This is a genomic window from Mesorhizobium sp. 113-3-3, from assembly GCF_016756495.1.
GTDB lineage: Bacteria > Pseudomonadota > Alphaproteobacteria > Rhizobiales > Rhizobiaceae > Mesorhizobium.
The window spans coordinates 3,597,386-3,611,534 of the sequence record NZ_AP023243.1; the positions used below are offsets into that span (position 1 = coordinate 3,597,386).

The 14,149-nt window shown below is 63.3% G+C and carries 12 protein-coding genes; 10 read left to right on the plus strand and 2 right to left on the minus strand.

The genetic code is table 11. The annotated features are described in order from the left end of the window. Window positions 1-3: 3 nt before the first annotated feature. Entirely contained in the window at window positions 4-894 is an 891-nt protein-coding gene (locus JG746_RS17495) for an NAD(P)H-binding protein (RefSeq protein WP_202353945.1), read from the minus strand. Window positions 895-1,021: 127 nt separating this feature from the next. Beyond that, a complete protein-coding gene (locus JG746_RS17500) occupies window positions 1,022-1,843 on the minus strand; it encodes an AraC family transcriptional regulator (RefSeq protein WP_202353946.1) in 822 nt (273 codons plus the stop codon). Window positions 1,844-2,068: 225 nt separating this feature from the next. Here JG746_RS17500 and JG746_RS17505 point away from each other — a divergent pair, with 225 nt between their 5' ends. From JG746_RS17505 to JG746_RS17550, 10 genes are all read left to right on the plus strand, one after another. Continuing rightward, the gene (locus tag JG746_RS17505) at window positions 2,069-2,332 is read left to right on the plus strand and encodes a hypothetical protein (protein WP_202353947.1); all 264 of its coding nucleotides are present in this window, start codon (window positions 2,069-2,071) and stop codon (window positions 2,330-2,332) included. A gap of 227 nt (window positions 2,333-2,559) precedes the next feature. Beyond that, entirely contained in the window at window positions 2,560-3,993 is a 1,434-nt protein-coding gene (locus tag JG746_RS17510; protein WP_202353948.1) for a UbiA family prenyltransferase, read from the plus strand. A 2-nt stretch (window positions 3,994-3,995) separates the two neighbouring features. Next, entirely contained in the window at window positions 3,996-5,345 is a 1,350-nt protein-coding gene (locus tag JG746_RS17515; protein WP_202353949.1) for an FAD-binding oxidoreductase, read from the plus strand. A gap of 123 nt (window positions 5,346-5,468) precedes the next feature. Next, window positions 5,469-5,903 (plus strand): EamA family transporter, encoded by a 435-nt coding sequence (locus JG746_RS17520; protein WP_202353950.1) that lies wholly within the window; start codon window positions 5,469-5,471, stop codon window positions 5,901-5,903. Next, window positions 5,900-6,907, plus strand: coding sequence for an NAD-dependent epimerase/dehydratase family protein (locus tag JG746_RS17525; RefSeq protein WP_202353951.1), 1,008 nt, complete (start codon window positions 5,900-5,902; stop codon window positions 6,905-6,907). The genes JG746_RS17520 and JG746_RS17525 overlap by 4 nt, the downstream gene beginning before the upstream one ends. Window positions 6,908-6,971: 64 nt before the next feature. Further along, window positions 6,972-8,444 (plus strand): aspartate aminotransferase family protein, encoded by a 1,473-nt coding sequence (locus JG746_RS17530; protein ID WP_446721035.1) that lies wholly within the window; start codon window positions 6,972-6,974, stop codon window positions 8,442-8,444. Between the two features lie 24 nt (window positions 8,445-8,468). Continuing rightward, window positions 8,469-9,701 (plus strand): glycosyltransferase 87 family protein, encoded by a 1,233-nt coding sequence (locus JG746_RS17535; protein WP_202353952.1) that lies wholly within the window; start codon window positions 8,469-8,471, stop codon window positions 9,699-9,701. Then, window positions 9,698-10,456 (plus strand): FkbM family methyltransferase, encoded by a 759-nt coding sequence (locus JG746_RS17540; protein WP_202353953.1) that lies wholly within the window; start codon window positions 9,698-9,700, stop codon window positions 10,454-10,456. The genes JG746_RS17535 and JG746_RS17540 overlap by 4 nt, the downstream gene beginning before the upstream one ends. Window positions 10,457-10,604: 148 nt before the next feature. Beyond that, on the plus strand, window positions 10,605-13,166 hold the full coding sequence (locus JG746_RS17545) for a GcvT family protein (RefSeq protein WP_202353954.1): 2,562 nt from the start codon (window positions 10,605-10,607) through the stop codon (window positions 13,164-13,166). Between the two features lie 93 nt (window positions 13,167-13,259). Next, the gene (locus JG746_RS17550; RefSeq protein ID WP_202353955.1) at window positions 13,260-14,108 is read left to right on the plus strand and encodes a DUF1194 domain-containing protein; all 849 of its coding nucleotides are present in this window, start codon (window positions 13,260-13,262) and stop codon (window positions 14,106-14,108) included. Window positions 14,109-14,149 lie beyond the last annotated feature (41 nt).

A 14,149-nucleotide genomic window follows, 5' to 3' on the forward strand; every position in this document is an offset into this window, starting at 1 on the left:
CTGTCAGCTTTTGGCGATCAGGGCGGCAAGTGCTGTCCGAAGATCGGTCTCGCCGCGCCTGATCTCGCCTGCGCCGTGCTCGGCATCGATGCGGCCGGCATTGTGGGCATCGAACATCGCGGCGACCAGTTCGGCGTAACTCGTGCTGATGCCGCCGCCAACGAGGGCGGGAACCCAGTCCTGCCTCCGCAATTCGCGGGCAACGATCTCGCGGCCGGCAATCTCGCCAAGCGTCCGCGCCACATCGGTTGCGCTGTAACGGTCAGGCCCTTCGGCGTGGACCACGCGAAGTGCATCGCCGTTGCCTGAAAGGAGGAGATCGGCGGCCATCAGGCCGACATCACCTGCCGAGACCGTCGGGAAGGATTTGGAGACGGGATGATGCAGGCTCGGCAGCACGCCGGTCTCGATCGCGCGGCCAACGAGGCGGTTCCAGTTCTGCATGTGCTCGGCCGAACGTAGCACCGTCAGCGCCGCCGGGATTGTCTTCAATTGCGATTCCAGATGGTGGAAGGTGAGCGTGATGCCGGTGCCGGCGGCAAGCTGGGCGCCATAGTCCGAAATCGCCAAAATGCTTTCCGGCCTGACCTGATCAAGTGCGTCGACGATGGACCGGATGGTTGATTGCATTTCCGCCGACGCATCAGCGGCGCGGATGCCGGTGGGACAGATAACCTGAACAGCGGTGGCGCCCTTTGTTGCCCGCGCCAATGCCAGGGCATCGCGCAGATCGGCGATTGCTGTTTCGCAACCAACCGCACGGAACTCTTCGGCATGCGACGGGTTTCGCACCACGGCCCTGATCGGAACGTTATGCCGACGCAGCGCGGCGATGGTGGCCCTTCCGATTTTTCCAGCAGCGCCCAACACAACAAACATGTTCGTACCCTTCATCCTGACCAATGGGATGTCAGCAATGCCGGATGAGTGCGCTCGGGTCGCCCAGAATGGACGGCGGAAGACAAAAACGGATGATCGGAATCAGAGTTGACGGTACGATGGCGAAATGTCGGACCGCCGGTTACCGCTGCATGCGGATAAGGGCGGCGGGCGTGACGCCGAGGATGCGCTTCATGCTCTGCGCCATGTGGCTCTGATGCGAAAAGCCTGCCTCCAGCGCGATCTGGCTCAGCGGCATTTTCCCCTGATGCAGCAAGGTCCTGGCCCGTTCGACCCGGCGATGGATGACATATTGGTGGGGAGGCATGCCGAAGGTACGGCGAAACAGCACTTTCAGATGCGAGCCGCTGATGGCAGCCACTTGCGCCAGCTCATCCAGCGAAAGGTCCTGGTCGAGATTGGCTTGGATGAAATCGGCCAATCTGCGCCTCTGGCCGAAGGAGAGCGTTTGCCTGGCTGGAACGTCCGGCTTTGAGGCGGCGCCCTGGATGAGTTGCACCGCCAGCGCCTTGGCCAGGCTTTCGAAATACAGCCGATCGGATGCCACGTCAGGGTTCAGCCCGGTCGCCAGGGCATGGGCGATATGTTCGATCCTCGGATCGCGGCGCTGGAACTGCGGATGGACGACGACCCTGTCCGGATCGATTTCGAGATCCTCGGCGGCACGCCGAACCAGCGCGGGACTGACCCAGAGTCGCAGGATGGTGCAGTCCGCGTCATCTTCCCAGTCACCATCGAGCCCGGCGGGTACAATATCGATATCGCCATCCGACTGGACCCGCCGGTGATGCCTTCCGTCGCAATGGCACGACGCGTTGACCGGCGCACCGACGTGGATTCCAAGCCGATGGTTGACGGATGCAGGCACATAGTGGGTCAGCCGCGCGGCAATCCTTCGCTGCTCAACTCCAACGCCGATCGTTTCGAGCCAGTTGTCGTGCATGGGTTTTTCTTCGCGCTGCTGCCTTCGGTTCATATCGTGCCGTCTGGCGAAATTAACAGAGCTGGGCGAGCGCCCGCAGCCGGCATTGGAGAATGCCAAAACCAATTGCGGCATGAATGCGGCATTCAGTTGCGGTTCAGCTTCCATCTCATATAAGCTTCCATGCAAAGGGCGAAAATGCCTTGCGAAATGCAACAGAGGCGGTGGGAACACCGATATTGCAACATGTGGAAGTCTCTCGTCGCTGCCCTGACCTTGCTCGCCGTGAGCGGCTCGGTCCATGCCGCCAGCGCGGTCAACAAGGACGCCGAGACCCGCACGCTGGTCGTGACGGAAGGCGGCAGCAAGACCGACCTTGCGCTGGCCGGCGGTGAAACCGTCGAATTCTGCCAGAACGGCTGCTTCGTCACCTTGCCGAACGGCGACCTCGAGGCCCTGACGGGCTCGGAAACCGTTGAAATTTCCGGCGGCGTCGCCCGCATCAAGTAGTGTCGGCAGCATGATTGGAAAGGCTGGGCATTTGCTCGGCCTTTTATCGTTTCCGGTAGCGGTTGTTTAACAATGACGCCGGAAATACAGCCGCGGCAGCCGCCTGCAACCAGGCGTTTTAACGTTCGCTACGCCATCCCCCGCTATACCAGCGTCAAGACGCCGAAAAGCGGCGCGCAACGGAACTCCGGTTTTTTCGGATCATACGCTGGCAGGGCAGGACGGGCATGGATGCGCGGTCGGACAGGAACGCAATACCGCTTGCGGTCGATCTCGACGGCACGCTGATCGCGACCGACCTGTTGTGGGAAGGCCTGTTCCTCCTCCTCAAGAAGAACCCGCTCTATATTTTCCTGGTGCCGTTCTGGGCGGCCGGCGGGCCGGCGCGGCTGAAGCAGGCGATCGCACAGCGCATCGACATCGATCCCGCGACGCTACCCTATCGCGCGCCACTGCTCGAGCGGCTGCGCGCTGAGCACGGCGAGGGCCGCAAGATCGTGCTGGCGACCGGTACGCCGCGCAAATTCGCCGATGCCATTGCCTGTCATCTCGGCATTTTCGACCGTGTGCTGGCGACCGACGGCCTCGACAATCTCACCTCCGGCAAGAAGCGGGCCTCGCTGATATCGGCCTATGGCGATGGCGGCTTCGACTATGCCGGCAACAGCCGCCATGATCTCCAGGTCTTCGATGCCGCTCGCAATGCAATCGTCGTTGCGCCCGACCGCCATGCCGCGCGCTGGCAGGCGGCGCATGGCGCCGAAACCATGCCGGCGCCGAAGCCGACCTTGCGGACCGTCGTCAAGATGCTGCGCGTGCATCAGTGGCTGAAGAACTCGCTGATCGCCGTGCCGATGGTGCTGTCGCACGAATATTTCAACACCAACATGATCTGGCAATGCCTGCTGGCGTTCATCTCGTTCAGCGCGGTCGCCTCGGCGATCTATATCCTCAACGACTTCTTCGACCTCGCGCTCGACCGCAAGCACGCCACCAAGCGCAACAGGCCGTTCGCCAGCGGGGCGCTGTCGATCCCGTTCGGCCTCGGCGCGATGGCGGTGCTGGTGGCGATCGGCCTCGGCGCCGGCCTGTTTTTGCCAATCGAATTCCTCGGTGTGCTCGGCGGCTACATGGTCGTCACCACGGCCTATTCGCTGTCGTTCAAGCGCATGCTGCTGGTCGATGTGCTGACGCTGGCCGGCCTCTACTCGATCCGCGTGATCGCGGGTGCCGCCGCGACCGGCGTCGACGTCTCGTTCTGGCTACTCGCCTTCTCGATCTTCTTCTTCCTGTCGCTGGCGCTGGTGAAGCGCTTCGTCGAACTGCGCACCACCGCCATTCCGCCCGGCGAACGCATTGCCGGGCGCGGCTATCGTACCGAGGACCAGGAGATCGTCGCCCAGGCCGGCATGGCCTCCGCCTTCTCCTCGGCACTGGTGCTGGCGCTCTACATGGACAGCGTCGCGGTGCGCGAGCTCTATCCGCATCCCTGGCTGATCTGGCCGCTGCCGCCGATCGTGCTCTACCTCACCATGCGCGTCTGGATCCTGGCGCGGCGCGACGAGATGAATGACGACCCGGTCGTCTTCATCATCCGCGACTGGCGCAGCCAGATCGTGGTCGCGATCGGCGCCGTGCTGCTGGTCATCGGAGGCTGGTAGGCATGGCCGAGCGTTTTCTGAGCTTCGGCCTTGCCACGCCGCCGGCGTCACGCGCGGTAAGCGCCGACGACGCCATTGCGTTGCTGAAGGGCGGCCAGACGAAGGAAGGGTCGCTGCTGGCCTATGGCAATGGGCGTTCCTATGGCGATTCCTGCCAGAACCGGGCCGGAGCGGTCGTCGACATGCGGACGCTGAACCGCATCCGCGCCTTCAACGCCGAGACCGGTGTGCTCGAAGCGGATGCCGGCGTGCTGCTGTCCGACATCATCGCGCATGCTGCGCCTTACGGCTTCTTCCCAGCGGTGGTTCCGGGCACGCAATTCGTGACGCTCGGCGGCGCCATCGCCAATGACGTGCACGGCAAGAACCACCACCGGCGCGGCACGTTCGGCTGCCATGTCGAAAGCTTCACGCTGCTGCGGTCCGACGGGAAGACCTATCGCTGCTCGGTATCAGACAATCCGCGCCTGTTTGCGGCGACCATCGGCGGCATGGGCCTGACCGGCCTCATCCTGTCGGCCTCGATCCGGCTGATGCGGGTGCCTTCGCTCGACATCGTCGAGAAGACGATGCCGTTTCGCGACCTCGGCGAATTCTTCGATCTGGCCGCGGCGGCGGACCAGGCCAATGAATATGTGGTCGCCTGGATCGACCAGCTCGCCGGTGGCCGCAACAGCGGGCGCGGGCTGCTGTTTACCGGGAACCACGCCGAGCATGGCTCGCACACGGCCGCGCGCGCCGGCGGCAGTCTTTCCGTGCCGTTCCAGCCGCCGTTTAATATGCTCAACCGGCCGTTCCTGACTGCTTTCAATGCCGCCTACCGGTGGAAGAAGGGCCGGGCCACGGTGCCGCGCCACACCGGCTACCAGGGCTTCTTCTTCCCACTCGACGGCGTGAGCGACTGGAACCGGCTTTATGGCCCGAAGGGGCTGTTCCAGCACCAGAGCGTGGTGCCGGAAGAGGCCGCGCGCATTGTCGTGCCGGAATTGCTCGCGGCGGCCCGGCGAGCCGGGCAGGGGTCCTTCCTCACCGTGTTGAAGCGCTTCGGTTCGATCCGCTCGCCGGCGCTGCTGTCGTTCCCGCGGCCCGGCTACACGCTGACGCTGGATTTCCCCAACAAGGGGGCGGCGACGCTTGCCCTGCTTGGCGAACTCGACCGCATCACGGTCGCGGCCGGCGGTGCGGTCAATCCCTACAAGGATGCGCGCATGGGCGCGGCAATCTTTGCGGCTTCCTTTGCGGACTGGCCGAGGCTGGAAGCGCTGCGCGACCCTGCCTTCATGTCCGATTTCTGGGCGCGCACGGCCGGCAGAGTCGACCTGCGGCGGCGCGGGGCCGAGGCCGCCGAATAGATAAAATTGGAATGAATCATGGTTAGCGAACGATTAACGGCAAGGTTTACTGAAAATATTCATGCGAGTTCACGAAATCTTTTCAGCTTTGTATTAATCGATGGCGCGGGGTGGTGAGCAGGCATGAAATATATCGTCTTCATTCTCTTTACGGTCATGACCAATGCCGCCGCGCAGCTCATGCTGAAGCAAGGCATGATGTCGCTTGGGCCGATCTCGTTCGAGGGCGTCAATCCGCTCGTCAAGCTGCTGCAGATCGTCTTCAGCCCCTGGGTGTTCCTCGGCCTCTGCACCTTCGTGATTTCCATGGCCTCGCACCTTTATGTGCTGTCCAAGGTCGAGCTTTCCTTTGCCTATCCCTTCCTCAGCCTCGCCTATGTCGCCGTCGCTATCTTTGCCTATTTCGTCTTTCGCGAGGACCTCAATGGCTGGCGCGTCGCCGGCATTGCTTTCATCTGCGTCGGCACGGTGCTGATCGCGCAAAGCGGGCGAGGGCATGAAGACCAGACCGCTTCCATCGCACCCGACAAGATCCCTGCAAGCGAGACCCTTCGATGAGACATGTGATTTTCGGCGGTGACGGCTTCGTCGGCCGCCACCTTGCGCCCAAGCTCGTGGCCGATGGCGAAGAGGTCGTCGTCGCCGACATCGTCAAGAGCGACCTGCCGCACTATCGCAACGTCCGCTTCATCAAGTGCGACGTCACCGATCCGGCCTCGGTCGCCGCCGTGGGGTTGAAGGCCGACGACATGGTCTACAATCTGTCGGCCAAGATGCTGTCGCCGATCCAGGTACGGGCCAAGCGGCATGACTTCTTCTTTCCGGTGAATTTCCATGGCACCGAGCACATCATGCAGGCCATGGACAAGGCCGGTGCGCCAAGGCTCGTCCACTACACGACCGACATGATCTACGGCCACACGGTCACCCAGCCGATGACCGAGGAGCATCCGGTCGCGCCGCTCGGCGAATATGGCTGGTCGAAGCAGAAGACCGAGGAACTCGCTGTCGAATGGCGTAAGCGCGGCATGTCGATCGCGCTGTTCCGGCCGCGGCTGATCATCGGTCCCGGCCGGCTCGGCATTCTCGAAAAACTGTTCAAGCTGATCGACTGGAACCTTCCGGTGCCGATGATCGGCTCGGGCAGGAACCCCTATCAGTTCATCTCCGTGTTCGATTGCGCGGAAGCTGCCCGCGCGGCCTGGAAGGCCGGCGTGCCCAACGAGGCCTATAATCTGGGTTCCCTCAACCCGCCGCCGGTGAAGAAATTGCTCGGCGACCTGATCCGGCATGCCGGCTCCAAGTCGATCCTGCTGCCGACACCCGGCTGGGCGGTCAAGCGCACGCTCGACCTGCTCGACGTCATGAACATGCCGATCATGGATCCGGAGCAATATCTGATCGCCGACGAGGAATGTGTGCTCGACGTTTCCAAGGCCGAGCGTCAGCTCGGCTGGGTGCCGCAATATCGCGACGAGGACATGCTGATCGCCGCCTACAGCGAATACCGCGCCAAGAAGGCCGGGCCAGCTGTCGTCACCAAACATGTGCCCGCCGAGTAGCAGGTCCGCCAAACAATTTTATGGCGCACGACGCTGGTCGTCGTAGCGCGGACAGGAGATTGAAATGACCGTCATGGCCAAGCCGGAACAGACGAATGCGCGCACCCTAGTGAGCGCGCCGGCGCTGTCGCCCGCCACCATCGCCAAGCCAGATCTGATCAGCGTCGAGCAGGCCAAGGCGATGGATGTCGCCGCGATGACCGACCTGTTCAGGGCGCATCTCAATCCCGGCCAGCTGCATTTCATGAAGCTGCTCGGCTTCCACAAGATCAAGATCGAGCGCGCCGAGGGCATGTTCTATATCGACCAGAACGGCCGCAAGATTCTCGATTTCTTCGGCGGCTTCGGCTCGCTGGCCTTCGGCCACAACCATCCGCGCATCCTCGAAGCGCGCAAGAAGTTCCAGGAGGAGAAGCGCCAGGAAATCGCCATCGCCTTCATGTCGCAATATGCGGCGGCGCTGGCGCACAACCTCGCCAAATGCTCGCCCGGCGATCTCGACATGGTGTTTCTGGGTTCGTCCGGCTCGGAAGCGATGGAAGCGGCGGTGAAGCTCGCCGAACGCGCTGCCGGCCCGAAGCGGCCGAAGATCGTCTATGCCGAGAATTCCTTCCACGGCAAGACCAAGGGCGTGCTCGGCATCACCGACGGCCAGCTCTATCGCGCCGACTTCAAGATGGCCGAGAACACTGTGCGCATTCCCTTCGGCGACATCGAAGCGGTCGAACGCCTGTTCCGCAGCGATCCTGAGGTTGGCGTCATCGTGCTGGAAACCATCCAGGGCGGCGGTGGCATCATCCAGGCACCTGCGGAATACTGGCAGAAGCTGCGCGCGCTGTGCGACCAGTATGGCGTGCTGTGGGTGGCCGACGAAGTGCAGTGCGGCTATGGCCGCTCGGGCCGCTTCTACGCCTTCGAACATTACGGCGTCGTGCCAGACGTGACGGCACTGGCGAAGTCGCTCGGCGGCGGCAAGGCGGCGGTCGGCGCGATGATCGCCAGGCGCGAAATTTATATGAAGGCCTATGGCACGCCGAAGACGGCGATGATCCATGCCATGGCGACCTTCGGCGGCATGGGCGAAGCTTGCATCACGTCGATCGAGGCGCTCAACGTGCTCTATGACGAGGGGCTGATCGACAATGCCGCCGTCACTGGTGATTATCTGCTGCAGCGGCTGCAGGCCCTCAAGGACAAATACCCGAAGATCATCAAGGACGTGCGCGGCAAGGGCCTCATGGTCGGGCTGGAGTTCCACGACTTCTCGCAGACCTTGCCGATGGTGCTGCGCCCGATCGTCAGTGTGCTCGACGACAAGCTGAAAGGCTCGCTGTCCGGTTTCGTCGGCGCGCTGCTGCTGCGCGACTACGATGTGCTGGTCGCCTTCACCGAATACAACCGCAACGTCATCCGGCTCGAGCCGCCGCTGATCTGCCAGCGCGAGCATGTCGACCGCTTTGTCGATGCCTTCGACAGCCTGCTGTCGCGCGGCATCGTTTCGATCGTGAAGGATTTCGTCAAAAGCCAGGTCCGCTAAGAAGAAAGCTCATTGGGCAGAACGATGCTGACCAAGTCACCCGCTTCGCAGAACATGCTCGACCGGCTCGCCGAGACCGGCCTGGCGTGGGGCGAGGGGACCTATTCCAGGCTGGCCGCCCCGATCGGCGCGGCTGCCTTCGCGCTCTACATCTTTCTGACCGCGTTCACGGCATGGGTGATGCCAGACGCCAATTGGGACATGCTGCCCTACCTCGCAATATCGGAGGAGGGCACCTATCCGGATGCGCAGGCATTGCATGATTACGCCTATAGCACCGTCAAGGCGGGCGTTTCGGCGGGCGACTACAAGGCGCTGACGGACGATGGCGGCGGTTTCCGCAGCCACATGACGGACAATGCCGCCGACTTCCATTCGCTGCTCGGCATGTACCGGATCAAATTCCTGTACGCCGAGATCCTGTCGACCTTGAGCGCGGTGATGTCGCCGGTCGAGGCGATGCGTCTGGTGCAGGTGTTTTCGGCGCTGCTGTTCGGCGCGATTACGCTGCTCTGGCTGCGAAGGGAAAAGGCATTGGCCTTGGCGCCGGTGGTTGGCGCCGTGCTGATCATGGCCGATTTCGGCGATGCGGCACGAGCCTCGACGCCGGACCTGCTGACGTCGGCGCTGCTGCTCGGCGGGCTCTACGCCTATGTCAGAGGCCGCGAGGTGGCGACGGCGATCCTGCTCTTCCTCGCCTTCATGGTGCGGCCGGACAATATTGTTTTCCTTGCGATTTTCGCGGTGCTGCTGGTCGCCTTCCGGCAGAAGGCCTGGGGCGCGCTGGCCGGCTTCGCCGCGTCCTTCGTCGCCTATTTCGCCATTTCGCATTGGGCCCAGCATCCCGGCTGGTGGCCGCATCTTTGGTTCTCCAGCATCGAACAGCACTACAATATGGACGGGTTCGAGCCGGCCTTCTCGGTCACCGCCTATCTCAGGGCGTTCGCGACGTCGCTGCTGCGCGCCGTCAATCTGAACAGCTGGGTCGGCATTTCGGTCCTGGCGCTGGCCGGCTGGTTCGCCGCAGCGCGTGCCGGCTTCCGCCTAGATCGCCGCGCCGGCATTTTGTTCGCGGCGCTGGTGCTGGGTGCGCTGGCGAAGTTCACGGTCTTCCCGATCCACGACACGCGTATCTATTTCCCGCATCTGATCCCGCCCTTCCTGCTGCTGGCGACGCCGTTCATGGCGCTGTGGGCAGCCGTGGCCCGCGGCCAGCATCGCGCCGCCTTGCAAATCATTCCCGGAGACAAGCCATGAGTTCGCTATCCAGCCTGGCGCGCATTGCCTTGTCGCTCGGCCTGCCCTCCGGCCTGCTCGATCGCGGGCCGTCGCTGCGCGGCACGAAATTCCTCGCCAAGGCGGCGCTGAAGGCGCGCTTCGGCGGGTCGGGGCAGCCGTTCCAGATGGTCAATGTCGGCGCCTGCGACGGCGCGCTGTTCGACGACGTGACGCCGTGGCTGCACAGGATTGCCGGCGCGCGCGCCATGCTGGTCGAGCCGATCCCGTACAATCAGCAGCGGCTGCGCGCCAACTATCCCGATACGGGCCGCTTCATCATCGAGCCGGTGGCCGTCACAAAGACCAAGGGCACGATCACGGTCCACACGTTCGACGCCGCGGCGCTCGAGGCGGGCACGCTGCCGATCGAATTCATCGGCTGCTCCTCGGTCACCGACACCAATCTGATGTCGGGCAAGAATGCCTGGGGTGCGGCCGACGCCAACTTCAATAAATTCGCGCCGCATCTGAGGGATATCGAGGTGCCGTCGGAAACGCTCCAGACACTGCTCGACCGCAACGGCATCAGCCATATCGATGCCTTCCTCGTCGATTGCGAGGGCGCCGACTGGATCGTCTTCGAACAGCTTGATCTGAACCGCTATCGCCCGGGCATGATCAAGGTCGAGGTCGGCGCGTTGCCGGCCACCGAGATTGGCCAGGTCGTGGTCAAGCTGAAGACGGCGGGCTACCAGGTCGGCTTCCAGGCCGAGGACGTCTGGGCGTTCGCCTGACGGCCAGCGTTTTCCCGATCCGAATTGGGGTCGCGCTGCACCTGCGGCGTGTCGCAAACAGGCGGTAGCGCCGTCCCTGTCGTCTGCATATTGTGCGCCGATCAACGGGCGCCGACGCTGCCCGCAATAGCATCTGGAGTCGCGGGCAATGGCAGAGTTTCCGAAAAAGGCGAAGGTCGTCATCATTGGCCTCGGCGGTATTGTCGGCGCATCGATCGCCCATCATCTGATCGAACGTGGCTGGGACGATATTGTCGGCATCGACAAGTCGGGCATTCCGACCGATATCGGTTCGACCGCGCACGCGTCCGATTTCTGCTACACGACCAGCCACGATTTCCTGTCCTGCTGGACGACGCTCTATTCCATCGATTTCTACGAGAAGATGGGCCACTACGCCCGCATTGGTGGCCTGGAAGTGGCTCGCGTCGGCGACGACAGCCGCATGGACGAAATCAAGCGCAAGATTGCCTCGGCGAAGGCCTTTGGCACGCGTGCGCGTCTGATAGAACCGGCCGAGATCAAGGAAAAGTTTCCGCTGATCGAAGAGGGGATGGTGCAGGGCGGCCTGTGGGATCCGGACGCCGGTTTGGTCATCCCGCGCTCGCAAACGGTCGCCGGCAAGCTGGTCGACCAGGCGGAAGCGTCGGGCAAGCTAAAATCCTTCGCCAACACGCCGGCCAAGTCGCTAGTCGTCAAGGGCGGCCGCATCAGCGCCGTGGTGACCGACCGCGGCACGATCGAGGCTGACTATGTCATCGTCTGCGCCGGCATCTGGGGGCGGCTGATCGCGGAAATGGTCGGCGAGGATTTGCCGGTCATGCCGATCGACCATCCGCTGACTTTCTTCGGCCCCTACAACGAGTTCGCCGGCACCGGCAAGGAGATCGGCTGGCCGCTGCTGCGCGACCAGGGCAACTCGGCCTATATGCGCGACACCGGCGACCCCAAGACCGCCGAGGGCGGCCAGATCGAGTGGGGCTACTACGAGGAAAACAACCCGCGCCTTTGCCATCCGCGCGACCTGCTGGAAAAACATGAGGCGCGGCTGTCGCCTTCGCAGCGCGACCTCGACATGGAGCAGATCCTGGCGCCGCTCGAGCGCGCCATGGAACTGACGCCGATCCTGGGCGAACTCGGCTACAATGAAAGCCATTCCTTCAACGGCCTGCTGCAGGTGACCGCCGATGGCGGCCCATCCATGGGCGAAAGCCAGAAGGTAAGGGGTCTCTGGTATGCCGTCGCCATCTGGGTCAAGGACGGCCCCGGCATGGGCAAGTTGATCGCCGACTGGATGACCGACGGCCGCACCGCGATCGATCACCACGCCATCGACTATGCGCGCTTCTACCCGCACCAGACGAAGGAGCAGTTCATCTGGGATCGCTGCACCGAGACGGCGATGAAGGTCTATAATCCCGCGGTGCATCCGCGCGAGCCATTCTCCAAGGCCCGCAACATCAGGCGCTCGCCGTTCTGGGAGCGCGAGAAGGAACTCGGCGGCTACTTCATGGAACTGGGGGGCTGGGAGCGCGCACACGGCTATGCCGCCAACGAGCACCTGCTTGAGAAGTATGGCAACCGGGTACCCGTACGCGAGAACGAGTGGGACAACCGCCATTTCTGGCGCGTCTCCAATGCCGAGCATCTGGCGATGAGCGAGGATTGCGGCATCGTCAACCTGTCGCACTTCTCGATGTACGACGTCGAAGGGCCTGACCATGTCGCGCTGCTGGAATGGCTGTGCGCGGCCAAGATCGGCGGCGACAACAACATCGGCAAAGGCATCTACACCCACTTCCTCGACGAGGAAGGCATGGTGCGCGCCGACTTCACCGTGATCCGCATGGCCGACCGCTGCCGCGTCATCGACGGCGCCGACGCCGGCCCGCGCGACTTCCGCTACATGCAGCGCACCGCGCAGGACAAGGGCTTTGACGCCACCATCACCGATGTGACGGAGAAATACGTCACCATCGGCATCTGGGGCCCGAATGCCCGCACCACCTTGCAGAAGGTGGTCGAGAATCCCGAGGGCCTGTCGCCGGAGAATTTCCCGTTCGCGGCGATCAAGCCGGTCCGCATCGGCGGCAAGGATGTCACCGCGTTCCGCATCTCCTATGTCGGCGAGCAGGGCTGGGAACTGCATATGCGCTACGAGGATGGTCTCGCCGTCTGGGACGCGCTGCGCTCGACCGGTGTCATGCCGTTCGGTGTCGAGACCTATGCCAATACGCGCCGCATGGAAAAGAGCCTGCGCCTGCAGAATGCCGACCTTCTGACCGAGTACAATCTGCTTGAAGCCGATCTCGCCCGTCCGAAGGTCAAGGAGAACGATTTCTGCGGCAAGGCCAAGCATTTGGAGTATCGCGCCCGCGAGCACCAGCCGGCGACTTTGTGCACGCTGGTGATGACGGAGAATGTCGATTCGAAAGGCGTGGCGCGTTATCCCGTGGGCATAATGCCGGTGCTGGATCCGGCCACCGGCGAGACGCTGGTCGACGAACTCGGCCGCCGCTCCTTCACCACATCGGTCGCCTATGGCCCGACCATCGGCAAGAACATCGCGCTTGCCTATCTTCCGCATTCGTATGCGCAGGAAGGCCGCAAGCTCAAGGTCGAGTATTTCGGCGAGACCTATCCGGTCGAAGTCGCCGGCGTCGGCTACAAGCCGCTCTACGACCCGGAGAACCTCAAGCCGAGGAGCTGAGGTTCGACTGGAGCAACGGACTGATCGCAAAAGCCCGGCTTCGAGCCGGGCTTTTGTCTTTTTAAGCTGGCGGTTTTCGCTTACCCTCGCGGCATGTCTGCTTTATCGCGCGCAAGACATCTCCTTTCCGGCTGTGCCGCGCTGGCGCTGATGCTCTGGCTGGCGCCGGGATCCCGCGCGGACGAGCCGGTCGATGTCGAGTTGGTGCTGGCGGTCGACGTTTCGCTGTCGATGTCGGCGGATGAGCTCGAGATCCAGCGTCATGGCTACGCGGCGGCGCTGACGCATGACAATGTGCTGCAGGCGATCGCCGACGGCGCCCATGGCAAGATCGCCGTCACCTATGTCGAATGGGCCGGCACCACATGGCAGCGCGTCATCGTGCCGTGGACTGTCATCGCCAGCCGTGCCGACGCCGAGCGGGTGGTCGCGCAATTGTCCGCGCAGCCGCCCAACAGCGCGCGGCGCACCTCGATCTCCGGCGCGCTGGAGTTCGGCAGCGACCTTTTCGCCGAAAGCGGCTACCAGGGAACCAAGCGGGTCATCGACATTTCCGGCGATGGCCCCAACAACCAGGGCGCGCCGGTCAACCTCACCCGCGACGGCGTGGTCAGGCAAGGCATCGTGATCAACGGCCTGCCGCTGATGACCCGGGGCGGATTTTCCGGCGCCTACGACGTCAACGATCTCGACCGCTACTACAGCGACTGCGTCATTGGCGGGCCCGGCGCCTTCATGATCCCGGTCAATGACTGGACGCAATTTCCCGAAGCCATCCGCCGCAAGCTGGTGCTGGAGCTCGCTGGTCCGGCCTCACCGCAATGGGCGGCGGAGGAGGCGGATCATCAGCCGGTGGTGCTCGCGCAGGACAGACCCGCCGCCGACTGCCAGATCGGCGAGAAAATGTGGCGCAACCGCAACTGGATGCTAGACAGTCGCTGAGCAGTCCGAGCCACCCGGCGATGATGACTGGCACGACCGCA